The sequence below is a fragment of the Rubritalea sp. genome (genome assembly GCF_051252225.1).
Taxonomy (GTDB): Bacteria; Verrucomicrobiota; Verrucomicrobiia; order Verrucomicrobiales; family Akkermansiaceae; genus Rubritalea.
In genome coordinates, this window is the sequence record NZ_JBPOGE010000002.1 from 60,092 (window position 1) to 85,447 (window position 25,356).

At 46.5% G+C, this 25,356-nt stretch carries 16 protein-coding genes; 4 read left to right on the plus strand and 12 right to left on the minus strand.

Annotated features, from left to right (window positions below; translation table 11 throughout):
• Window positions 1-37: 37 nt before the first annotated feature.
• Window positions 38-913 (plus strand): ThuA domain-containing protein, encoded by an 876-nt coding sequence (locus ACSHX2_RS02680; RefSeq protein ID WP_435690312.1) that lies wholly within the window; start codon window positions 38-40, stop codon window positions 911-913.
• 129 nt (window positions 914-1,042) lie between these two features.
• On the opposite strand, the gene ACSHX2_RS02685 is transcribed toward ACSHX2_RS02680, so the two are convergent.
• The 6 genes from ACSHX2_RS02685 to ACSHX2_RS02710 all read right to left on the minus strand — a co-directional run bounded on the left by ACSHX2_RS02685 (window position 1,043) and on the right by ACSHX2_RS02710 (window position 10,639).
• The gene (locus ACSHX2_RS02685; protein ID WP_435690313.1) at window positions 1,043-1,282 is read right to left on the minus strand and encodes a hypothetical protein; all 240 of its coding nucleotides are present in this window, start codon (window positions 1,280-1,282) and stop codon (window positions 1,043-1,045) included.
• Between the two features lie 29 nt (window positions 1,283-1,311).
• Complete coding sequence (locus ACSHX2_RS02690) at window positions 1,312-2,409, minus strand: lactonase family protein (protein WP_435690315.1); 1,098 nt, start codon at window positions 2,407-2,409, stop codon at window positions 1,312-1,314.
• A 67-nt stretch (window positions 2,410-2,476) separates the two neighbouring features.
• Entirely contained in the window at window positions 2,477-6,949 is a 4,473-nt protein-coding gene (locus tag ACSHX2_RS02695) for a PQQ-dependent sugar dehydrogenase (RefSeq protein ID WP_435690317.1), read from the minus strand.
• A 414-nt stretch (window positions 6,950-7,363) separates the two neighbouring features.
• On the minus strand, window positions 7,364-8,071 hold the full coding sequence (locus tag ACSHX2_RS02700; protein WP_435690319.1) for a hypothetical protein: 708 nt from the start codon (window positions 8,069-8,071) through the stop codon (window positions 7,364-7,366).
• 208 nt (window positions 8,072-8,279) lie between these two features.
• Window positions 8,280-9,827: a DUF7133 domain-containing protein gene (locus tag ACSHX2_RS02705; RefSeq protein ID WP_435690321.1), complete on the minus strand. Its 1,548-nt coding sequence runs from the start codon at window positions 9,825-9,827 to the stop codon at window positions 8,280-8,282.
• 14 nt (window positions 9,828-9,841) lie between these two features.
• Window positions 9,842-10,639 (minus strand): c-type cytochrome, encoded by a 798-nt coding sequence (locus tag ACSHX2_RS02710; protein ID WP_435690323.1) that lies wholly within the window; start codon window positions 10,637-10,639, stop codon window positions 9,842-9,844.
• A gap of 352 nt (window positions 10,640-10,991) precedes the next feature.
• Here ACSHX2_RS02710 and ACSHX2_RS02715 point away from each other — a divergent pair, with 352 nt between their 5' ends.
• Both ACSHX2_RS02715 and ACSHX2_RS02720 read left to right on the plus strand, forming a co-directional pair.
• Window positions 10,992-12,347 (plus strand): sulfatase family protein, encoded by a 1,356-nt coding sequence (locus ACSHX2_RS02715; protein WP_435690325.1) that lies wholly within the window; start codon window positions 10,992-10,994, stop codon window positions 12,345-12,347.
• A gap of 49 nt (window positions 12,348-12,396) precedes the next feature.
• A complete protein-coding gene (locus ACSHX2_RS02720) occupies window positions 12,397-13,593 on the plus strand; it encodes a putative glycoside hydrolase (RefSeq protein WP_435690327.1) in 1,197 nt (398 codons plus the stop codon).
• Window positions 13,594-13,689: 96 nt separating this feature from the next.
• Here ACSHX2_RS02720 and ACSHX2_RS02725 read toward each other — a convergent pair whose 3' ends face one another.
• The 3 genes from ACSHX2_RS02725 to ACSHX2_RS02735 all read right to left on the minus strand — a co-directional run bounded on the left by ACSHX2_RS02725 (window position 13,690) and on the right by ACSHX2_RS02735 (window position 19,274).
• A complete protein-coding gene (locus tag ACSHX2_RS02725; protein WP_435690329.1) occupies window positions 13,690-14,526 on the minus strand; it encodes a hypothetical protein in 837 nt (278 codons plus the stop codon).
• Window positions 14,527-15,141: 615 nt separating this feature from the next.
• Window positions 15,142-15,825, minus strand: coding sequence for a hypothetical protein (locus ACSHX2_RS02730; RefSeq protein ID WP_435690331.1), 684 nt, complete (start codon window positions 15,823-15,825; stop codon window positions 15,142-15,144).
• Window positions 15,826-15,836: 11 nt separating this feature from the next.
• Window positions 15,837-19,274, minus strand: a complete 3,438-nt coding sequence (locus ACSHX2_RS02735) for a hypothetical protein (protein ID WP_435690333.1) — start codon at window positions 19,272-19,274, stop codon at window positions 15,837-15,839.
• A gap of 478 nt (window positions 19,275-19,752) precedes the next feature.
• Between ACSHX2_RS02735 and ACSHX2_RS02740 the strand changes: the two genes are divergently transcribed.
• Window positions 19,753-19,977: a hypothetical protein gene (locus ACSHX2_RS02740; RefSeq protein ID WP_435690335.1), complete on the plus strand. Its 225-nt coding sequence runs from the start codon at window positions 19,753-19,755 to the stop codon at window positions 19,975-19,977.
• Here the strand turns inward: ACSHX2_RS02740 and ACSHX2_RS02745 are convergent.
• The 3 genes from ACSHX2_RS02745 to ACSHX2_RS02755 form a co-directional block, all read right to left on the minus strand.
• On the minus strand, window positions 19,972-20,571 hold the full coding sequence (locus ACSHX2_RS02745; RefSeq protein WP_435690337.1) for a hypothetical protein: 600 nt from the start codon (window positions 20,569-20,571) through the stop codon (window positions 19,972-19,974). The two genes, ACSHX2_RS02740 and ACSHX2_RS02745, sit on opposite strands and share 6 nt — an antisense overlap.
• 102 nt (window positions 20,572-20,673) lie before the next feature.
• Window positions 20,674-24,156: a hypothetical protein gene (locus tag ACSHX2_RS02750; RefSeq protein WP_435690339.1), complete on the minus strand. Its 3,483-nt coding sequence runs from the start codon at window positions 24,154-24,156 to the stop codon at window positions 20,674-20,676.
• A 485-nt stretch (window positions 24,157-24,641) separates the two neighbouring features.
• Window positions 24,642-25,346, minus strand: coding sequence for a hypothetical protein (locus ACSHX2_RS02755; protein ID WP_435690341.1), 705 nt, complete (start codon window positions 25,344-25,346; stop codon window positions 24,642-24,644).
• Window positions 25,347-25,356 lie beyond the last annotated feature (10 nt).

Consider the following 25,356-nt stretch of genomic DNA (forward strand, 5'->3'; position numbering starts at 1 on the left):
CTCAAATAACTCAAATAACTCAAAAAATTCCCAGAAGATGAAATTCAGAACGATCATATTCGCCGCGCTTACCGCAGGTACGTTCACATCGTCCCTGCAGGCAGAAGCTAGCGACAAAAAGCACCTAACCATCGTTGTAGGAACTCACCACTATACACCTCAGCGCACCATGCCTGAGATGAAGAAGGAGCTCGAGCGCCTAGGCTTTGAAGTCTCCATCGTCAACCCGGATTGGGATCCTGAAAAAGACAAGCGCGGACTCCCGGGGCTCGAGGTATTAAAAGAGACTGATCTCGCTATCTTTTTCACCAGATTCCTCACACTCGAAGGCGAGCAATACGATCAGTTCATGGACTATGTCGAAGCCGGTAAACCAGTCGTAGGGCTTCGCACCAGCGGCCATGGCTTCAACTACTCAAAAGACAATCCAAAGTCAGCGCTGAATCTTGGCTTCGGTAGAGATGTACTCGGTTCTCCCTACCTCATTCACTTAGCTGGAAAAACGCAGCTCGAGATTATTGAAGATGAAAAAAAACATCCAATCCTTACGGGAATCTCAGGCACTTGGAACTCACCAGGAACCCTTTATCTCAGCAAAACTGAAGAAGGAGTCAAACCACTCGTTCTCGGAACTGGCAGCCCAAAAGGTGGAAAAGCGTACACCCGCACGAACCAATTCGGCACCCACGAGCTCAAAGCTGAAATGACCGACAACGTCGCCTGGACATGGACGAACAAGTACGGTGGAAAAACCTTCTACACCTCACTCGGCCATGCAGGTGACTTTTCTGAACCCAACTCCATGCGTCTCATCGTCAATGGCATCTACTGGGCAGCCGGAGTCCCCGTCCCATCAGCTGACACTGAAATCAAAACCTTCACTATTTCCTCTCCGAAGAAAGCTAGGAAATAATGACACTAGTGTAAGCCTTCTAACAGTGTGATCTAAAACCTCAACGAGGTTTCCTCTCCCAGCAACTATATTCGTGTCAGGTGAGTTCAGCGACTAACAAGAGGCCAAAGCTCTCACCTATCACAGCAACTATATTTTCGCCAAATGAACATCAGCTTCCATTACACAGAGGCTGAAGGCCTCAGCCATCGCCACCACTACGCCTCCAAGCTGGAAATCCTCCAGACTTCTCTCATATTTCAAAATCCCCCCAACCACGCCGAAAGCAGCCACCTTGAAAAGGTTTAGGCTCTCCAAGCCCAGAGCGACTAACGCACGCTCTGAGTTCGTAGTCAGCAACCTCTGCGAAGTCTGTAAGACTTCCGTCATGAGAAACTCTGCTATCTGTTCTACTCTCTCTATTGCGCCAGAAACTCAACGCACATCGGAGAAGGCATCTCGACCTTATGCCCAGTGAACTCCAACTTTCCAGTTGCTGAATCGACCGAAAACACAGTCACAAAATCAGATTTTTGCCCAGCTACTAACAGCCACTTGCCGTCAGGGCTCAGATTAATATTTCTTGGTATCCAGACTTCCGCGCCCACTACTTGGATAAGCTCAAGCCCGCCATCCTCTTGCACTGCAAACACGCTAATACTATCTCTTTGTTTATTGGTTAAATCACGGTTGGCTACATAGACAAATCTCCCATCCTCAGAGACGCGAATCTCTGAACACGTCATTTCAGACCTATCTTTTCCTTCCTCGAGATTACTCACCGCGCCACGCGCTATCAGCTTACCAGTTTTCGCATCGCGATCATAAACCACTGTCTCTAGCGTTAGCTCACTCAGCACATAAGCCTGTTGCCCATTTTCACTGAACTTCATATGCCGAGGTCCGCCACCCGCTGGGTGCTTCGCTTTGTCGTATAAGCTAAGCTTCCCTGTGCTTAGATCAAAACGATAGGTCCAAATCTCATCCGTTCCCAAATCTGGGGCATAGGCATACTTATTCTCAGGTCCAGAATACACAGAATGCGGATGAGGCTTCAGCTGCCGTTTTTCATTCACACTCGCCCCCACATGCTCAGTCATACTCACAGAGTCACTCAGTGAGCCATCAGCATTGATCTTCACCGCTCCGATATTCCCTCCTGAGTAATTTGCAAAAAATAACACATTACCCGTCGAATCAAGACTGACATGACTGCAGCCAGCTCCGTTCGACGGTTTCTCATTGAGTAAGCTTAATCCTCCATCAGCACCTACCTTCAATGCGGCCAAGCCGCCTTGCTTGCCAAACTTATTAGAAGTAGCGTAAAGAACCCCGTCACCCATCGTGATAAATGACGGCCTACCAACTTCAGCCAATTTCTCAGGCTCAGTCAGCTGACCTGAATCAGTATCTAACAATGAACTGTAGATCCCATCGCTCCCAGTTCCAAAATACACTCTCAATGAGTCAGCATGGAGTGAAGAAACTGATAGAATGAGAAGTAGGAAGTTTTTCATCCCTAACTCTTATCCTTAGTAGTCTAGCTGTGTCTAGCTCTTCATCCAATATAGTGTGAACATCCCCCTACTGAGAACTCAGCTGGAGGAAGTACTTAGAACTCTCAGAAGTCACCTTGATACGAACACGGCTCAAACCGGGGTTACCCACTACAGGAGTAGTAGATTCGACCGTGTAATCTTCATCTAAAGTGAGTGTTGTGAAGTTTGTTCCCAGCGTGGTGTTCCCTTTCACAAGGTAATCCACATCTGGCACAAGTGAATCCCGGATCACCCATTCAAAATAATAGCCATCATTTGGCTTTGTATCGTCACCTTCAAACACGAACCCGTCACTCCCATCCAGAGGATCAGAGTCACCCCAATATTCAAGAATTTCAGCGAAACCGTCTTGGTCGCTATCAGCCAGAGGATTGATCACTGAGGAACCGAAATGCGCCACAGCCCATTCATCGGCAATACCGTCACCTTGACTATCGTCATTTGGTATATCGCTCACAGCTACAGCAATCACCGACGAGGCAGTACCAGGGTTCGCCCTGAAACCATCTGTCACTTGAATCGTAAGGTTATGTACAGTGCTTTCCTCATAATCTGGACCGGCTAGGGCAAGACTAATTTCACCACTGTCTTCATCAATCGTGAAAATACCCGCATCGTTGCCAGCTATAATTGAATACGTGAGTGTGCCTCGGTCTACTTGTGCAGCATCTGGATCACTTGCGTCCGGACTCCCGACGAAAGTTGCTGCAGATGAATTTTCTATCACGGAAAGTGGTGTCTCAGGCGCTGTAATTGAAGGCGTCGTATTTGCGTAATTAAGTACCCATTCTGTGATTAGAGCTATGCCTTCAGGGTCTACAACTCTTGAGCCAACTGGCGGCATACGCCCATAGCCGTTGGTAGCCGAGGCTCTACTTAAAATAATAGAATTCTCTGTATCACCTGGAATAATGAGTCGGTCAGTAGGGTCCACGACTTGGGCGCCGACCGCCTCAGCATGCAATAAATTCATTTCGTCGAGGTCAAAATCAGCCTGACCACTCCAGGAATCAGGCACCGCCCCATTGCCGTCATAATGACAATAAGCGCAATTTACAGCCAGATAGGATTTCACCCGCTCCTGAATATTTATATTATTATCAGTAGGTTGGTGATGAACGGGGAGATTCACGGGATCAGCACCTACAGCACTGAGATAACCAGCCCCTTCGAGTAAGGTCAGGAAGTTCCCAGCTTCTCCCTCTAACGTGCCAACGTAGTTTAATTGCCGAGAGTCGAACCCGAGCATCACATTGTTTCCATCGTGGTGACATTGGTAGCACTGCCCTCTTGATGGTATCCGCCAAGTTTGACTACGAGTGACTCCTCCTTCTATGATCTGTAGTGCCACAGCTGCTCCATTTTCTCCCACTAATGAAGCCTCAGTCCCCTCATCATTCCACTGGTAAGTCATCCCATAAAACCCTTGCTCAGACTTCACTAGAAAACGGGTCTCTATGCGCTTCACATTGGTTCCCGGATTATCGAGATCAAGATCCATATCAAAGTGCTTCATGGTCACCATACCAGTAGGAAACTCCCAGAAATCATTAGCAGCGTAGGTCATAGTTCCTGTAGCGTCCACCATGTTAAAATAGCGACTCTTCAGCGCACCATCAGACCAGAAGGTTAGATTCACCTCATAAGGAAGCATTTTTTCGGTCACATCAAACGATGCCACATCATCGAAAGCTCCAGTTTCTGTCAGCGTTTGAGGTAAATGGCTATCGAAGTCCCCGTCACTGAAGACCAGCTTTCTAATAATATTTCCGTTCGTACTATTATCACTATCTGCCAAGAGCATTTCTCCAGTAGTTGGATTAGGTAGCATCGCTGTGATACCTGTTTGGTCTCCAATTTTCTCTACCGTGGCATTATAAGCACCAAAAGCAAAAACTCCGCCAAGCGTGGTCTCTGAAATGTTCACGTCATCGAGCGCATAATTGCCGTCTCCCTGAAGTACAGGATCCACCATTTGGAAAGCACTATGGTCATCTCTATGCACCGCCCATATGTCTCCACGGTTGTAGTCACACATGATATATGCGCCAGTGAGAGTGGGGATGTCGGTCGATAGGTAAAACTCGCCACCGATGATCGATTTATTTTGAGAACCACTACTACTATCGGTCACGTAGTATTCCACCACAGGTTGTACGTACTGCACACCTGTAGGCGCATCGATAGCATAGGTAGTTTGCAACCACTCTACATCGCCAGTCCCAGAGTAAAATGCCCAGCCCGCATTGCCACCTTTCGGCATGATCATGTAGCGCTCTTTGAGCGAAGCCATCACGTCTGCTACCCAAAGGTCAGATGTCCCCGGCACGAAACCAATCTTCCAGGGGTTACGGAAACCAATCGCGTACATTTCTGTCCGGACCTTACTTGGCTCAGTAACCTTGTTAAAAGCAGAACTCACTCCTGTGCCGTCAGCTGCTACTGTATCTAAAAATGGATTGTCTGCTGGGATCGAGTAATACGCTAAGCCCTCGCCATCCGTTGGCACGGTCCACTTGCCGTTGGCGTCGTCGCTTGCAAGGTTTTGTGGTTCGTAGTTCCCAGCTTTTTTATCCACATCAATGCGCAGAATCGACGACCAGAACCCTTCATCAATCGTCTGCGTAAGCCGATCTGCTGGACGGCTCTGATGGCTCACCTGCTTGCCGTCACCAATCGGCACATAGAGATAACCGTCTGGACCAAACATCAAGCGGTTCCAGCCGTGAGAACGATGGAAAGTTTCCTCGATGAGAACTTGCTCAGTAGTAATATCGATCGAACCAATATCAGATGGGTCAGGTACCGTAAACCGTGAGAGCCTAGTCCAATTATTCTGGCTTGGATACGTGACGTAGATATAGCCGTTCGTATCAAATTCAGGGTGAAAGGCCACGCCCCCCATACCGTTGAAATACTGATCCGTATTCACTGATTCCCTATCTAAAACTAGTACTTTAGTCGGTGTCTCTGCTGTCACATTGGGGATCATCCAAATAATGCCTCGAGTCTCGACGACAAAGAGTTTCTCAGGATGTCCAGGAAGTGACTCTAAAGAAGCAATCTCCGTGAACGTTAAGTCAGGAAAAGCATTGGGAAAACTATAGGCACTTTCCGGAGTGACTAGAGGGAAATTCAGACTCCCATCCGGATTGGTATAATCCACAGCCTCCAGCACAAAGCCAGCGAGCGTAACGTGTTGACCATTTACTTCCCCAGCTCTGATCACGTTAATCACTAAATTCCCACTACCATCCGTAGAGAGATCAGTAAGTGTCACATAGCCGTCGCCAGTGGAATCCGTCACCGCATTTTCACCATCAGCCTGCCAGATTGCATTGAAATTCGCGATATCACTATCATAGCCACCAGTCAGGTTATAGGTGAGCTCATCGTCTAATCCTGTAAAAGTGAGCACAAAATGCGCACGGTCATCAGAACCATCTATTTGAGCATCTCCATCGAGAAGCCGAACATCTGAGTTATCATTGGAAATAAGTGCGTCGCTATAAATACTAGAGTCACTCATTTCCCCGTAGCCACTGACTCCACCCGCAAGTGAATAAGAGGTTTTACCCGTCATATTTGTAACACTGAAACCAACTCCACTAAGAGGGCTACCTTGCGTATCTATCAGGGCTCCTATGCCTAAGTCGGCAAAATACTCGGTGGCTCCATCATTAATAGCTGTATCCGAATAATAATTAAAATTTGAACCTTCGATTGGAGCTGTAGCACCAAAGTCGACAGCTAAACTCCTCCCGGAAAGCAGCCTTCCACCACTCACTGAATCAAAAGTCACACCACCAATACTAGGCCCTTGATCGCCATCGATACGCTGTGTGCCTGAGATAGTATAAGTTCCCGCTGTATCCACATCAAAGAAGACCCACCCAGCATTCACTCCGCCAGGGTTGATAGCCAAAGGCGATGAACCGTGGTCACCCACAGTCGCGCTATTCGCCCCATCAGAAAGTGTGATCGATGTCGGATCCCAGCGTCCGTCTGCATTTGATTCAATCCCAGAAAGAACTCCAATACGCACCTCTTCCCCTTCTGCTACGGAGTCGATCGTGAAGGTCAAAACCTCATGCGAAGTTCCTGCAAAATCAGCCCCACCATTAGCAGCGGCTATCCCAGCAAAAGCATCAGTCCCATCTAAAGGGCTATCTATAGAACCATAGCCCGCTATTTCATCGTAAACATTAGAAAAGTCAGCACCGCTTTGATGACTACTCACATAAGTAGGCAGACTAGAAATATGGTGACTGTAGCTCTGATCTGATTCACTAGCCCCATCAAAATCCCCAAAGAAAATAGACCCATCACTCCCCAGCCTGCCATCGATCCCAATATCATTGGTCCCCATCGACATCCAGTCCCCTCCCGTTTCGGTGTAAGAATCTGAACTGCCATGAATACTAATCCCGGCTTCCATCGAGCCGAGTAACAAAGCGTAACTTAGGAAAGAAAGCCTAGCGGAGAGTGGTGCTGTCATATGTGTAGGGTCTTTAAACAATGGGGTTATGGCTAAGCATATTGCCTGATGGAGATCACACAGGGGGACAGGATGTGGCCTAGCCAATCAAAATGGCTAATAGACTTTAGCCAACTTTGGCTATTACTCATATTCTAGCCCCTCTCCTAAACAAGGAGAAACCTCCCCACTGAAACACAACAGGATATGCTATATCCACAAATCGTCCCAATTGAAGTACCGACCATCACCTAACATTCGAAAACAGCTCCACTCCACAGAGTTGTGACACAACCATCAAACACTAGATCAAACTCAATTTAGGAGCTGCCTCCAAAAAATAAGGAAGACAACGCCATGATCTAAAATGGATTACGCATATAACCCAACTCACCATTATCGACGCTCATGAACGACCGCCGATGAAAAGAGGTTCTACCTTCTCCGGCGCAACAAACCAAAAAGTAAAGCACTCATGCCGAAGGCCACTGTGCTCGGCTCAGGAACGGCATCGATGTTAATGTTATCGACCAAGAATGCTGAACCACCTGAAGAGCTTTGAGCATAAAACCCTAGCACGCCATTCGCACTATTATTCACGGCATTCGAACTTGCGAAATTCAACCCTGATTTACTTGCTGATTGAATCACTGTCCCGTCAGTTTGAATGCTCGAAACAGTCGTAGAATAAGTCCCGGCTGAAGGATCGACAACGAAAGTCACATAGTACGAAGTGTCAAAAGTCCCTGCAATACCGATATCTTCCCAGCTATTCCCATTAGATGCCTGCCACTTACTCGTAGCGGTATCTAGCTTCAGTTTGGCAGTCGAATCACCATAAGTTCCGTCAAACACCTCAAAATTACCAGCTTGAATCCCATTGGTCGCAAAAAAGAGGTGCATACTCATCTGGTAAGCATCCGTCTTAAAATCCGAGACTAAGCCACTGTTCTTAAACGATCGAGAATAGTTTTGAGAGCCACTATTCCCCGATCCAACCTTAGCCCCACCTAGCGAGGCATCTAAAAAGCTGGATGGCGTATCTTCCCATGTAAGAGAGGAATTCCACGCCGCATCCCAGCCTATCCCACCATCGACTCCGCCGTCAGAGACCTCAAAGATCTGGCTAACTGCTGCATTCATAATGCCAGCGTGCCCAATAAAGACTGAAAATAGAAACAGTGCTGCTTTCATGCCGAAGCCCGTAAATGCACACCTGATTTATAACAAGCCGAAATCACTTCACTTCATACATAAGAACATCCGTTTGTATGACTTAGCTCCGAAAAAAAGCGCACCAATCACGGTGCGCTTCTCATAAAGAATATTGAATTCAACCCACAAAAGGCCGCTATTCCACTACCTCATGCGCCGTGTACCAAAAGCGATTGTAGGATAAATTGCCCAACTTAGATTTTATCTTTTTTGGGATAGTGATGTCATACACTCGGTCTTTAACCAGCGGCTCAGAAAACTCTATAGTAAGAGTATTCCCATCCACCTTAAATACGGAACAAGGCATCTCTTTTTGATCATTTTTCCCAGAACCATAGTGAGAGTGATAAGCGATCCGGTAACTATCGACAAACACGTCTTCAGCTGATTTCTCAGTCGTTATATCGGCATTAAACGTCAATTCGAACCCCTTTTTCGTGAGTTTCACATTCTCTACGAAAAGAAATGGCTTCCCAGTGTAGGTGATTTTACGAATTCCCTCACGGCCAGGCCAGCTCAAGTGGGTTTTCCCAACATAGAGTGACTTACCATCTTTAGAATACAATAGACGGTTATTGCCGCTCTCTATTTTGTTCGTATCGAGCAGATGTGTGGCTGTGCCTTGCTGGAATCCATTCACCGTATCGGGCATATAACGAATCAATCTTGGATGATTCATCTCTCCCACTAACAAATGCCCCTTCGCATTTCCTTCTTTCGCATGGGGAATGAATGAGTTTTTGACTCCAAGCATCTGAGTAATCGAGTTTCCACAATCACCTTGCGGCAAGAGAATTGGAGCCTTGATTCTGCGAGCCTCAAGCTCCTCAATAGGTAACTTGGCAGGCGTCACACTCGGTGGATTTTCATCCCATAACAAGGAAGCCGCATGACCGTGGAAGCCACCTTCTTTGATCTTATGCACCTTTGATGCGCCGACCCAGTCCCCCTGGTTATCGCTCACCCATAGCTGATCATTCTCATCCACATAGAGACCATTCGGAGTTCTCACTCCAGTCGCATACACTTCTGCTTTTTTACTATCGGGTGCAATTTTAAGGACGCAGCCACGGTACGGAACACGTGCGTACATTCTTGGAATTTCTTCCCGCATCACTTTCCATTCACTTCCATCTTTAGGCAGAAACTTATCATGGCTTAATCCGTCTGTATTATTCCACTCTCCACGGACATTCTCGCGCACTCCAGCCATATTCGAAGCCGTGCCCAAGCTAATGTAGATATTCTTCTTAGAGTCTTTGACTAAGCCGAAAGTGAACTCGTGGTAATTGCCTGAAAGCCCCCAGTCGTTGCACACATTCTCATAAAAATCAGCAACTCCGTCACCGTCTTCATCATGCAAACGTGTCAACTCGCCACGCTGGATCACGAGGACATCCCCATTTTCTTCCACATAAATACCGAGTGGCTCATGTAAACCTGTGGCGAATAATTTCCACTTCTTCGAACCTTCATTATAAGTCCTCACCTCACCCCTATGGAAACAGGCAATCAAATCCCCATTCTTCGCATAATCCAAACCGCCGATCTGGTAGTCAGCCCCCTCGGGAGGATCAATCTGTGTCACTTCATAATGGCGTGACCAATTAAATTGTGCAAATGCGCTTGAGCTCAATAAGAGCAGCCCAGAAAGACCCAACAGTAATGTTTTTTGTATAGTCATTGTCTCATTAAAATTTATGCGTTCTCTCCATACTTAATGACGATCGTTGAACCTTTCGCCTCAACTGAAACATCCATTTGAGCATTCTTCGCAGCCTCTGGCTTATTAAACTTAGTAAAAGCGCGATCTGCTGTAATTGTCCGTACGATGATATTGCCCTCTACCGTGAAGCTTTCTTTCACTTTTACGGCACCCACCATGTATTCCAAAGTAGGGAAACCCTGCTCATCTAAGCGATAACCGACATAGTCTTTGTCCGCTTCAATCAGCTGCTCTTCCACCTCAAGTATACGTTTGCCGACACCCGCTTCAGTGTTCCCATTGCTCTTCCAGTATTTGTAATTATCAATCTTGCCTTTTGCAATATACGACACCTCACAAGTATCCGTATCCCAGATCACATTGTGTTCCTCTGAAGTCGGCAGAGCGATCACCATCGACGCTGGACCAGTATCAGAGATGAATGTTCTCTCGATGCGTGGACGCTGCCTATACACTTCTGTATCAATATAAGGGTCCGTGCGCGGCATCTTGATTTTTTGCTGACCTTTCGCAGCTTCGAGTATGTACTTATGGACTTCCTCTAACTCCTTCTCAGGGATGTGCACCATTGCTGGCATCTGCGCCATGTCAGGATTCCTTTTGCCTGGGTCGTAGCACCATTTGATAAATTCCTTTCGCTTTTCTTTCGGGTACCACCTCGCGACATCGACTAACGCTGGACCCACCAGATCCTTATTCATATCATGGCAAGCTAGGCAGTTCGTTTTAAATGCTTGAGGAGCCTCCGCCGCAGATGATTGATCCACCATGCTTCCTCCCACAAGTAGAGCCCCCAATAAACCAAATGTTATGCGTCCATTTATCATAATAAATTTTTCTAGCAGCTTTTGTCCCGTGCAATTCTTAGTGAATCATCAGGTCCTTGTATCCTGATCAACAGTACGCTGGCACAGGTCTAAAACTATCTATCTAAAATCATTGGACGCCATCACACCATACGTCAACTTATAAGGCCGAAACGCTGCGTACACATTATTTACAATTCACGACAGCCCATAAACTTCCATAAGACTCTAGGCCCCTCCAGTTCTAGCCCTTTTTTATTTCCTAATCTTTACTCTTAGCCTAAACACAACGCACAAGAAAAACACACTGTTTCATATGAAAAACATCATCCTCTCCTGCGCATGGGCGCTATTTTCTCTATGCTCGGTAAAAGCTGCCACGGCAGACAAACCAAACCTAATCTTCATCTTCGCAGATGACTGGGGCTACGGTGACATAGGCGCTCACGGCAGTACCTTTTGTAAAACCCCCAACCTTGACCAAATGATCAAGGAAGGCACTGACTTCCAAAACTTTTCTGTAGTCAACCCAGTTTGCTCCCCGAGCCGCGTTGCCATCATGACAGGCCACTACCCAGCTCGCCATTCTGTCCACCGCCACTTCGCCACCCTCGAACACCATAAGAAGACTAAAATGCCTGATTGGCTTGACCCAAACGCGGTCATGCTCCCACGTCTACTCCAAAAAGGTGGCTATAAAACAGCCCACTACGGCAAGTGGCATCTTACCAATCACGACATCACTGACGCCCCACTCCCAGATCAATACGGATACGACGACTATAAGGCATTCAACCTCCCTGGACCAAATGCTCCTGCTGACTCGCCTATTCCTAACGCCTTGAAGTTCATCGAAGAGAACAAGGATCGTCCATTCTTCATCAACCTCTGGATCCACGAGACCCACACCCCACACTATCCGAAACCTGAATTCGAAGCACTTTACCCCGACCTCAGCCAGCAACAAAAAGTCTACGCGGCAGTCGTTTCCGAAGGTGACGCAGGTGTTGGAAAAATCCTCAAAAAGCTTCAAGAGCTTAAGCTCGACAGAAACACCCTCGTCATCTTCTCCTCTGATAATGGACCTGAAGGCACGAGCTCTAAAAAGGAAACTCCAGATGCTTCCACGGGCCCAGGTAAAGGCTCCTTTTACAGTGTTGGAGAAACTGCTGGTCTTCGCGGTAAAAAACGCTCGCTCAATGCAGGCGGCGTCCGAGTTCCATTCATCGCTTGGTGGCCTGGTACTGTACCTGCTGGAAAAATCGACAAAACCACCACTTTTGCTGGTACCGACATCCTCCCGACATTCTGTAGCCTAGCCTCTGTAGCTCTCCCTGACGACTATCAAGCAGACGGCGTGGATATCACCGCCGCACTCAAAGGCGATAGCTTCGAACGCTCCCAGCCAATCTACTGGGACTGGCGTGCAGCTAGTGGTAAGCCAGACTTCTGGGCTAGCTCCGGCATAGCAGAAGGCAAATGGAAGCTCCTTCACAATCCTAAGCGCAAGCGCACTGAACTCTACGACATGACCGTCGACTTCAAAGAACGCGAAGACCTCTCGAAGCAAAATCCTGAGCTTGTTGAAAAACTCCTCGCTAAAGTCAAAGCGTGGCAAAAGACACTGCCTAAAGCCCCTCCGGCTAACTGTATTTCTAAGCACAGAAAATAAAACCAACAGGCATAAGCTACTCTCCCATTTGCCAACAAATCAACTTCCTATGAAAAGCCTCCTTCATGCCCTGTCGCTTGCCTGTGCTATTGCGGCCCAGTCTTCTACTCTCTGCGCTCAAGAGCCAGCTCCTGAAATCAAAGTAGAAGACCGCACACTCATTAATAGCGATGGCAGCCGCTTCCAGCCAAAAGACTTTTACCCTGAGTTCAGCTGGGACGTCACACCGCGCTACTTCATGTTCGGAGACAAAAATAAACTCCTCACACCCCAGCAAGTACAGTTCATATCCGAGCAAACGAGTTTCCTATGTATTGAAAAATCACATGGCAAAGGCCCACTAGGCCAAGCCGAGCTAGGAGCCAAACATGAAGCTGCAGCCTTCAAGAAGATTAACCCAAAAGCCAAGATCCTCTTCTACTTCAATGCGGCTTACGCTTGGCCCTACACCTCGTATAACCAGATCTTCACTAGAAAAGGAATCGAGCTGAACCCTAAGCTAAAAGGCACTCTTGTCACTCACCCTAAAACCGGCAAGCTCGTCGATCGCTATGGCGCCCTGTGTTACGATGTGCTGAACCCATACTTCCGGAAGTGGTGGGTAGAAACGGTAGCTAAAGCAGTGCAAGAAACTGGCTGTGACGGCGCTTTCATTGACCAAATGCACGGCAATGTGGATTTCCGCAAAGACCAACGAGAAGAAGTAGGAAAAGCCATGGACCTGATGATGGCTGAACTCAAACAGAGCTTAGGACCTGAGAAGATTCTACTCGCCAACAATGCCTATACCTCTGGCACCCAAAACATTCTCTCAGTCAGTGACGCGATCATGTTCGAGAACTACGCGCGCCAAAAATCAAACAAAGAAAGCCTCCTCTCCGAATGGGAAGACATGCTCAGAATTGCCAAAGCGGGGAAAATCTCAGTCTTTCGCCTCGGTGTTGAAGGCACCTGGCGCGGCCATATGCAACCCAACATGCCGAAGCTCTCCAAAGAAAAATTAGAGTTCGCCCACGCCTGCTATCTCATCGGCGCCCAGCCCTACTCCTACTTCATGTACAGCTGGGGCTGGAAAGTCGCTACCGGCCCGCTCGTCGACTACCCAGAGCTAAGAAGACCAATCGGCCCACCTAAGGGAGCCTACACTCGCACCACCCCAGATGGCTGGGACTTCACCCGCGAATTCGAACACGCCAGCGTCTGGGTAAACACCGAGACCAGAGAAGCCAAGATCACCTGGCACTAGCATCATTTCGCTACATAAAATAAGGGCTACTAGCTAACAATTAATTAGCTGATAACCCTAATAAATAGTTTTCGGATTTAAACAGGATTACTGTTTTCATCTTCTGCGGCGCACTAGAAAAAGTAGTGCACCAAAGGCCGTATAGCCAGTAGTTACCGGTTCTGGTACCGCTGTAATGCTTGAAAAAGATTGACCAATAATAAACTCACCATTGGCGACACCTAGTCCACTCTCTAAATCGAGGGCATCAAACACCACACGAATTGCATTTGTTGTAAGCCAAGTATACTCGACTCCATCCCCTTCTTGAGTTTGCTCATTTAATAAAATAGTAATACCCGTGACACCTGCCGCGCTAATATCAAGCGTCGTGTTAGCAGCATAGCTTGAATCTAAATTAAAATTTACTCCTGCCACTGAAATCGTCACGTCAGCTAGTTCTATTGACCCCGTAGAAGAGAGCGCTCCATAAGATCCTGTAGAACTTGATGTTGAAGTGATCACTGTTCCAGCACCTGTACTAATACTAAACAAGTCATCTGCTCCAAGAACTCCTTCTACTATCACTAACTCAAAATCAGTGATGCTCGACAACCCTGATGCTGAACCAGAGTTAGACGTACCATCTACATCAGAAGATGCACTTGCGCTTACCTCACTGGCGCTAACGTTACCTACAGCCCCTAATGCTCCAATATCAGCATCTAAGTTTAGTACTTCAGCATTCTGTGTATTTGGAGTGGGTGCTGAAACATTTGCTGTAGCAAAAGGTCCTACGCCGACATCCGTAGTAACACCAACAAGCGTCACTCCGAGATCAATATCTATTCCTAGGCCTGACGATGTTCCAGCGAGAATTGCAGCTTCAGCTTGAGAAAACATAAGTAGCGGCACACAATATAAAGCTCGGAAAACGAGTTTTTGGGTTTTCATTGGGGTTTTCATTTTTCAGGGAAATGAAAAAGGTTTTTGAAATGTTAATATGAATGAAATTTAAGCAAAAAATGAATCAACGACTAAACGAACATATACACTACTGATAGAGTAGCGCACAAGAAGAAACATCCATACACCCCCAATTTACCCATCTATAAAAATCGACTCAACCCACTATAATTATGTCACATACACAACAGAATCAAACGCTCCATGAACACCCCTTTTTGTTAGAAACAGTCTTTATGAACTATGACCTTACTGCTAAAATCATGTGAAATGTCTGTATTCTGGCTCAGTCGCGTTCCAGCCAATGTGGCAATTACGTTTAACAACGGATCCTTGTTAGAGGAGCGACTAAGATATCAAGCAACCCTATAGGAGGGATTTCCTACTTCATGTGTAGCTGAGGCTGGAAAGTCGCCACCGGACCACTCGTCGACTACCCTGAGCTAAGAAAACCCATCGGCCCACCGAAAGGCGCCTAAAAATACACCACCCCAGATGGCTGGGACTTCACCCGCGAGTTCGAACATACCAACACCTGACCATACACCGAGACCCGCGAGGCAATAATCACTAGGTCTTGAATCAGCTTAAATCCAGCACTGCTTATAAGTCCCTCACTGGAGCATTATAATAGGTAATTGCGCTTGAACCCGGTGGTGAGTAGATAAACATCAAAGAGCGGCGTTTAGCGCTCTGCCGCCATACTTGGCGGATGAAAGTAATACGTTTTTTAGTATTTAGGTCGATTCTATCTAATCGAGCCTGAAACTCTTCGCCCGGAGCTGCCGCATTTTTCACAATCTCAGTTGAGCGCGCCCTCAATGTCAGCTTGATTTTTCCCACATAACCAAGGACATCACTATCGGTAAAATTAATAAACATTTGATCACCTTCACCAAAAGTTCCCGCATCTGCATTAATCACCTTAAAGCGAATTGGAAACACGGTATTCTCGGGATCTGGAAAGGCTAATAAAAGCACTTTTCCCCAGCCCCTGGGGATCCGTACAGAAGGTGCATTTTTGGGAAACTCTTCGTCAGCCGCCACTTCCCTGGGTAGAAACCTCAACACCAAGTCCCCCGAAGCTAATTTGAAACTAGAAGAAAAATTATTTCTTTTCAGTTCAATTTTCTCGGCAGCCTTACCCTTTTGATAAACAAAAGCGGTTTCAGGGGCGCCCTTCGGAGCTCTAAAATACAACATTTGAGCTGTTCTTGCGGCAAAAGCATTGGAAATCAAAACTATGGTCACGACAACAAGTAGACTCTTCATTCGGTATAATTTCATATTATTACTAATTAAACTTCATCAGGGGATAACCAACGAAATGCGATAAGCTTAAATCCCCTTCCGAACTCTTTATTTCTATCTGACTTGAAATTAAAATAGGTGCTTGGGCTATCAACCTGATCTACATAATCAGCCTTTCTTTGCACTACAGCTTCACACCATGCCTTGGCTAGGACATTTCCATCTGCATCTTGACTCTCACCATAGGCTCGGATGACGAAACTATCATCGCGTGCAGAAATAATTGGAGCTAATGGGCGCAGTATATCTGCCTGCCTGATCCATCCAGGTGTACCATAGGCAGCATCCCCCACCGCAGCATTCGGGAATTCATAGATAGTGGCTGCGTCTGATGGTAAAACGGCCTGCTCTGGATAAGCATTTTGGATCTCTTTATAGGGGTTGTTGCTACTATCGCCTAACTTTGATAATTCAATGAGAGCTGATTCGATCGCTCCAGCCATAGCTAGATCTTCATCTGCACCTAGCCTCCTATTGACAAACTCGGAGAGAGAGAGGAAAGGTCCACGCTTTTTCACTTGCTCAACAATCCCTTCTGCTAGCGCCTCGATTTGCTCATTCGTCAATTCGTTATATCTCGCAATACTTGCAACGCTGGTATCGGTGGCTGAGGCTGGGTCGCCCGCCACAGTCGTTCTGGGCGAAGGAGTCCCTTCCGCAGCAGTCAAATTAACTTCCCAATCATCAGGAGAGCTGGCTCCAACAGCGGCATAAGGAACCTGCGTTTCCCTCAAGCCACTCAAAACTGCCTTCCACGCCTCTTTGGAGGTTGAATTGATATTGAACATCCCCCGCACCTCTAATTTAGAAGCTATATCTTGCCAGACGTTGGTATCCGCTAGAGTATCCTCTGCCTGCTGTAATGCAGTTGTGGAAGCCTCTCTACTTGCTGGAAGGTATTGCCTATTTGGTAATTCGGAGGTGAACGAAAGGTGATCCGCATACACTTGCTCAATGGTTCTGTTTTCATCGACATCTGGGGTAATGGATGAAAAGAACCAATCATCGAAAAATACGTGATTACTCACATAGCTGTGATCATAACTACCAGCGCTCAAAGCTCCTCTTACTTGGTCGGATGCAACGTGAGGTGTAGCATGACTATTCCCTATCGCATTAAAAACTCGAGGGGGGAATTGATTGCGAAACGAAATATCAAAATGTTGTAACTCACCAAGAGATAGTAATGGCCGTGTTGGCAACTCGGCGATCACCCAGCGGTTAAGCCCTAAGCCTGATTGGAAAGATGAGCCTACATAGCTACTGTGGTCTACACCGTAGCACTCCAAGTCATCAGACTGCGGCATAAAGGGATCCGCCCATGAATTAGGAGCAAACACCTCGAAAGTGTATGCACTATCTTCCGCCGACACCCCCCCAAACATTTCAACCCCTGGTGAAATCGGCTTCGTGTTTATGTACCCCTTAGTATGTATCTTTGTCAGATCCTCTAAGATGTCTTCATTTTTTAATGTTCTCAACCCTAAGGATATAACAAGAAAAGGGCTATCCTCGTCATAAGCACTCTGAAGAGTCTGGCTGTCATTTACTAAATCAGGTAATGGCATCTTTTCTCTAGCGGTGTCAAATGGAGTCGTGACAGAAATACCGCTAGATTCCAGGAAGAGGGATTGCCCCTCAGGAGTCTGTTTATTCCGTGACCAAAAGTGGCTTAAAGACCCACTGACTTTATTCAGGTTATTGTTTTTATGATCTATACGAAAAGAAAACGAGTCCCCTGCATCCCCTTCAGTGATTGTTGATGCTTTAGCCCCCCGCCGCCCTTGATAGGATAATTCTCTGGTCATACTTCCAGACAGACTAAAGCCTGGATCTTGGTATACCACTCCCCAGTTGGTCTGTTCGTTGCTAATCCCAGCGTCTTTACCATAAATCCGTGATTCTCCAGGCTTCCAAGTAGCATCATCTCCGGTCCCCCCTCCAATGATGAATCGCGCACTCTGACTTGTGCCACTGGTTTGCAACATAAGCTGAAGATTCACTAAAGATTCTGGCTGATTGCCCACCTTGGCATACAAGTTGATTGGAAACATATTATCAAAATGAAAAAGCGTGGTGATATCTTGCTCTATCGCAACGTTATAAGGATTCCACATGGTAGTGGCGGGCTTAAATAAAAGCCTAGGAACATATTTCCCATTACTACTATTAATGCTGGCATCGAACCCGAGTGCCATATGGACCCGCACAGGTATAGGCTGAATACTAACCCAATCACTGCTATTTGTAGGAACAGTATTAAAATACGGTTCACCTGAGCTCCCATTTTTTTGCACCTTTTTATAAAGTGAGACAAAGTCCAGTAGAGCATTCCAACTCATGGCAGTTTTATGCAAGCTAGCATGCTGATTCCTGTTGTAGTTATCAGCAACCTCCTCAACCCACGGATAAATAGATGCATCTGTGGGGCTCGCAGCCATCTTTAGTGATGCAGTCAAGCTCTCGGCATGAGGCTCTGCAGAAAAAATAGGTAGCCCCGCATTAGCTAGAGGCCCTGCATCTTGGTCCCATTTCTCAGCCATCAGTGAGAGATCTTTACGCCAACCACCATTTGCTGTGTTAGTTAATAGTCCATGAGCATAGGCTGTAATATCATGAAAATTTTCACCGGCGATATTGGAGGAACTTCCATCAATGGCCGCGAGATTCATCGATTGCCATGAGATCGCTTTATTTACCAGTTCCTCTTCAAATCCCAGAGACTCCGCATCAGCCCAGCCACTAGAGGCTAGACGATCTGCCCAAGCTTCCGAATCATTCTCCTCCGGCTCTTCAGGTTTTTCTTGAACCAGCGCCTTTTGATTCCCGCCTTGAATCCACCATGCATAAGCGCCACCAGAACCTAATTGAGTTGGTTGAAGGTGCACCTCATCAGCATTCGTATCACCCAGCGTCCCTTCACTAAGGAGCGGAACAGTATCACTCGTAGCAGTACCTACGGAAGGAGGGTTATTCGCTTTATTATCACTGTCCTCCCCTGAAACTAACCACCCCAAAAAGCGCCCAGTATTGCTAGATTGGCTATCCAGATCACCATCCGCTAACTTACTGCCATAATCAGGAACACTAGGCAATCCTGTAGCCTTATCATGGTCATTACCCTCCCAAGAGCGCCAAACTCCAGTAACCTGCCTAGGGGCTCCTGTATTTCCGGCTACAGCATCAGCAGGAGCTGTTACCCGTGTGTCCGGGCCTGCCATTTTCTGCAGCTCACCTAAGGCTATCATGAGCGCCATTCTAGCATTAGCCTTCGCCTGGTGCATTGGAATCTCCCGCTCACTTGTTCTTGTTGTCACCGAAGCTAAACTCAGCATACCGATGGCGATCATAACGAGCAGCGAAAGCACAGAGATAGTTGCGATGAGCGCAAAGCCTTTAGAAAGGCGCTTTTGTTGGATTCTCATTTAGGTGCGTGATTAAAGATAAAATAATTTTGGGGATATATCTCAACGGGAAGACATGCCGCACGTGCTCCTATTCTAGATTTTACTCCAAAAAATAGCTTAGCTCAGGATTTCATCGCCATCACACCAAAAATGTATATACATATAATATACAAAATATTGTGCGCTATAGACTAGAAAGACCATCCCATAAAATATAGTAGCCTAAAATGACCCAATTCAGGTCTACACGTCTACCCCCTATAAAATGGGGGGTGCCAACTACACCCACCAAAAAACCAAACAAAAAAACTACTCTCCCAATGGAAAGACATACTGAGAATTGCCAATACTCCAAAAAAAATCTCCGTCTTGCGCTTAGGCCTAGAAGGCACCTGGCGCGGCCACATGCAACCAAACATGCAGAAGCTCTCAAAAGAGAAACTAGAGTTCGCCCACGTATGCTACCTCATCGGCGCCCAACCCTACTTCTACTCCAATGTACAGCTGGGGCTGGAAAGTCGCCACCGGGCCACTCGTCGACTACCCAGAGCTAAGAAGACCCATCGGCCCACCTATGGGAGCCTACACTCGCACCACCCCAGACGGCTGTGACTTCACCAGCGAGTTAGAACATGCCAGCGTCTGGGTAAACACCGAGACAAGAGAAGATCACCTAGCTCTGAAATTTCGGCTGAAAAATGAGGCCCCCACTTATTTATAAGTCCCACACTGGAGCACAGTAATAAGTCACAGAGCTAGATCCTGGGGGTGAATAAACAAACATCACTGAACGCCGTGTGGCATAATAGCGCCATGCTTGGCGAACAAAAGCACTCCGCTTTTGAGTAGCTGGGTCGATTCTATCTAATTGCGTCTTAAATTCTCCACCGGAAACACCAGCGTTCTTTACAACCTCAGTTGAGCCAGCCTTCAAAGTTAATTTTTTCTTACCCACATAGCCGAAGATTTTGTTGTCAGTGAAATTACAAAACATGATATCACCTACCCCAAAATTCCCTGCCGCGGCATTGATCACCTTAAAGCGAACAGGGAAAATCGTGTTCTTAGGATCTGGGAATGCCAAAAGAAGAACTTTATCCCAAGCGGCGGGTATGGTTACAGACGGAGCTCCTTTGGGAAATTCCACATCCCCGACCAATTCATTAGGTAAGAACCTCAAAACTAAGTCACCAGACTCCAATTTAAAGCTCTCAGAAAAATTATTTCTGTTAAGCTCAATTTCCTCTGGGGCCTTACCTGTTTGGTAAATAAAAGCCGTTTCAGGAGCTCCCTTTGGCGCCTTAAAAAATAACATCTGTGCAGTTCTTTCCGAGAAGACATTGGAGATCAAAATAGCAGTTATCAACGTCACTAATGTCTTTATTCTATACAGTTTCATAAATATTATTAACAAAGGTTAAACTTCATCTGGGGAAAGCCAGCGGAATGATACTATCTTAAACTTACGCCCAAATTCCTTATTCATTTCGGACTGAAGCGCAGCATACTCAGTTGAGTCATCAACAGAATCTACATAGTCAGCTGTTCTCTGAACCACTGCTTCACACCAAGCTTTAGCCTGCATCTTTCCAGCATTATCTCGACTCTCTCCATAGGCTCGAATAACAAAGCTATCGTCGCGAACGGAGAGAATAGGTGCTAACGGCCTCAGAACATCTGCCTGCCTCACCCAGCCTGGCGTACCATAAGCCGCGTCACCGACTGCCGCATTTGGGAATTGATACACTAGAGCAGCCTTAGATGATAAAGTCGCCTGTTCTGGATACGCATCTTGAATAACGCTATAGGGGTTTTTAGGACTATCACCCAACTCGGATAATTCGATGAGAGCCGCTTCAATAGTCCCCGCCATAGCCAGCTCTTCATCCGTAACTAGCTGCCTATTAACGAACTCAGAGAGAGAGAGAAAAGGCCCACGCTTTTTCACTTGCTCCACAATCTCTTCTGCAAGTGCTGCAATTTGATCATCAGTAAACTCTGTGTAAGTCGCCACACTCGCATATTTATCCCCACCAGAGGCTGGCTCCCCCCCTACTGTTGTTCTTGAAACAGGAGTATCTGAAGTCGAGTCCAAGACTGTTTCCCAGTCATCCGGATTTGAAGCTCCTACAGAGGCATAAGGCACCTTACTGGCCCTCAAACTACTTAAAAGAGCTTTCCAAGCTTCCACAGAAGTCGAGTTGACATTGAACATCCCTCGCACCTCGAGCTTAGAAGCGATATCTTGCCAGACATCCGTATCAGCTAGAGTATCGTTAGCTACATCCTGCGCATCACTAGCGCTAACTGGTGATGCTGGAATGTATGGACTATTCGGTAAGGGTGTCGTCGTCGAAAGGTGCTCAGCATACACCTGCTCTAATGTACGATTCTCGTCTACATCCGGAGCAATAGATGAAATGAACCAATCATCAAAAAATACATGATTACTCACATAACTGTGATCATAGCTACCATCACTTATGGCGTCGTAGAGAATTTGATCAGGTCCCACGTGAGGTGTCGCATGACTATTCCCTATCGCATTAAACACTCTAGGTGGAAATTGATTCCGAAAAGACACATCGAAATGCTGTAATTCTCCGAGCGAAAGCAAGGGCCTGGTAGGTAACTCAGCTATTACCCAACGATTCAGCCCCTTTTCCAATTGTATAGATGTACCGAAATAGCTACTCGCATCATCGCCATAATTTAGAGCACCATTAGCTTGAGTGATTATGGGATCGTTCCAGTCATTGAGCGCAAACATCTCTATGTTATACGCACTGTCTTCGGTAAGTTGCCAAGACTCCCCCGCTTCTTTATTAGGCTGAGCACCGACAAAGATCGGTTTCGTATTGATGTATCCTTTTGTATGTACTTTTGTAGTACCACCATCTGCCCCCTCATTCGCTATTGTCCGTAATCCGAACGAGACCATAAGAAAAGGACTATCGTCTATCTCAACTCTACTAAGAGTTTGGCCGGTGTTTACAATGGCTGGAAATGGCAGCATCTCTTCTGCTGTATCTGTCGATGTTCTGACATAATGACCTCTAAAATGCCTGAATACTGCGTCCCCTTCAACCGACAATTTATCAGAATTATGTGCCCAATAATAATATAAGTCTCCAGCAACATCGTTGGTATCTGATCTTACATTGTGCTCAATACGAACGGTAAATGTGTCCCCAGCTCCCCCCCCACCAGCAGCTCCACCAGCAGCAGATAATCTTTTCGACAGTCCACCAAAAGTACTATATCCGGGCTGCTGGAGGACTTCTGCAGCCCATGTATCGTCCATAGTAATATTAGAGTTACCCTCTGTGCCCCCTTTTCCGTAGATGCGTGACTCTCCAGGTTTAAAAGTATGATCAGTAACACCGGTAATAGCACTTGGTCTAATCGCAAATGCTGCACTGCCATTGCCATTAGTCATGATTTGCTTCGGATTTATTAGAGCTTCAGCCTGGCTGCCCACACTAGCATATATTTTGAGAGAATTGAACAATGAGTTAAAATGAAAACGTGTATCAACATCTTGTTCGATTGCTACATTATAAGGATTCCACATGGTTGAAGACGGTTTGAAAACAAACCTTGGATGATATATAGTTGGATCCTCGTCATCAACACTCGCGTCAAACCCCATTGCTACCTGCACTCGAGCAGGAACAATCTGGATACCGACCCTATCAGCACTATTGGCTACCACTGTATTAAAATAGGGTTCGCCTGAAGCCTTTGTTTGTACCTCTTTATAGAGTGACACAAAGTCAAGAAGCGCATTCCAACTCATCGCAGTCTTATGGTGCGTATGATAATTACCTCCTCCTTCACCAGCGTTACTAGGAATAGTTTGAACTGTTTCTTCTACCCAAGGATAGATAGATGCATCTTCAAGATTATCTGCCATTTTCAATGAAGCCGTTAAGCTCTCAGCATAGGGCTCTGCGGTGAAAACGGGCAGACCAGACGAAGGTAAATCCCCTGAGTCTCGATCCCATTTCTCAGCCATCAAGGATAGATCCCGTTTCCAGCCCCCAGTAGCGGTATTGGTGAGCAAGCCACGTGAGTAGGAAGTGATATCATGAAAGTTCTCACCTGCTATATTTGAGTTTGCAGCCCCGTTCATAGCCAGATTCATCGATTGCCGAGAAACCGCTTTCCCTACTAATTCCTCATCAAAGCCCATCAGTTCAGTGTCAGCCCTTCCGCTAGATGCCAGACGCTCACTCCACCCCTCTGTATCGTCCTCTTCTAGATCATCTGATTTTTCTTGGATCAGAGCTTTCTGATTCTCCCCTTGAATCCACCAAGCATATGCTCCAACTTCGCCAATTCCGATTGGTTCAAGATGTACTTCGAGTCCACTCGCATCTCCCAACGTCCCTTCGCTAAGGAGTGCCACCTTGTCGTTCGAGGCTAGGTTCACATCAGGCGGGGTGTTCGCATCATTCTCACTTTCTGGTCCTGAAACTAGCCAGCCTAAAAAGCGTCCAGTATTAGCAGAACCAACATCCAAGTCTCCATCAGTAAGCTTGCTACTGTAATCTGGCGCCTCAGGTTCCCCCGTAGACTTATCATGATCATTCCCCTCCCATGAACGCCAAACACCAGTCACCTGCCTTGGAGCTCCAGTGTTCCCAACCACAGCGTCTGCCGGAGCAGTCACACGTGTATCTGGACCTGCCATCTTTTGAAGTTCACCCAGCGCTAACATCAGTGCCATCCGAGCATTTGCCATCGCTTGTGCTTGTGGGATTTCATGGTCTGCAGCACGCGTCGTGACCGAAGAAAGACTCAGCATACCGATAGCAATCATCACGAGTAACGAAAGCACAGAGATCGTTGCAATAAGTGCAAAACCTTTCGAAAGGGATTTTTGATAGATCTTCATTTGAGAAATTAAGTGAGCTTAAAAGTTCTATCTGTAATACAGGATGTTTGCGCCGAATACTAAAACACAACATTTTAGCGCGACGGCTCAACACACCCCCATCAGAGATATATACCATACAAACTCCCCTCTGGTATCTACTATGTAAATCATATTCCGCCCCTTAAACGCAATAGATCACTCACTAAACGCAATGGATCACACTTTAATAGAAAGGCGGGGAAGGACTTACAATACCCTATGTGCACAGCCTGCCCTCGCCCCTAAAAGCTCACAACTAGCTACTGACCGCAGAGACAAAAACTGCCAAGTTCATATATTCCTCATCCTCCCATGTGTAGGTCATTTCAAATAAAAAAGCGCCCTGATTAACAGCGCGCTTTGGTTTATGAGTTTTTAGAGGAGACTCTATTAGCTACTCGTGAAGACGAGCACTACCGTCCCTCATCATTTCAACCACGACAAGGGCAACTGAAACCAGCCTTTTAGAAATCATTAATCGGAGCAGAGTATAGCCTCACCAAACGTGGTGGAGCTAAAGGCAGTACTAAAGTGAGAACCCTAGCATCTGGATCAAATAGGCATCTTTGCTGCACGAGACTTCTTCGATTCGCAATACTACCTTCAGAAAAGTCTAACTTAACCATGTAGCCACCACGATTTTGAAGTGGATCTTTGATGGTCACTTTCGACTTCGGCTTTGAGAGCAACTTCTTGTCCCCAACCTTCCCGAAAACCGTCACAGCTGAGAAATTCATAAAGCATATCTCCCCTTTTCCAAATTCCCCCTCACTTGCATTGATTGGCAGTATGCGGATAGGCATAATCTTATTTTTCTTATCCTCTAAAATTAATAATAAAACCCTATCCCAGCTTGCTGGTATTTTCACTATTGGCGAACTTAATGGCACCTGCTCATCTTCATTTATAACCCTCGGCAGAAAGGCCAGTTGGACAGTATCTTTCTTTAACTCGAAAGACTCTGTGAAATTATACCTAGGTAATTCAACCTCCTGCGGCTCCCCCCCTGGTTCATAAACGAAAGCTTTATCAGGAGCGTCTGACGTTGCGCCATAGTACATGACTTTCGCTAGTCGCTTAGTCTTTTCACTCGTCTGTGCATGACTTTGCAGAGAAAGCAAAGAAAACACACTAACAACTAATAATAGTGGATACTTTAAAATATGCATACTTAATAAT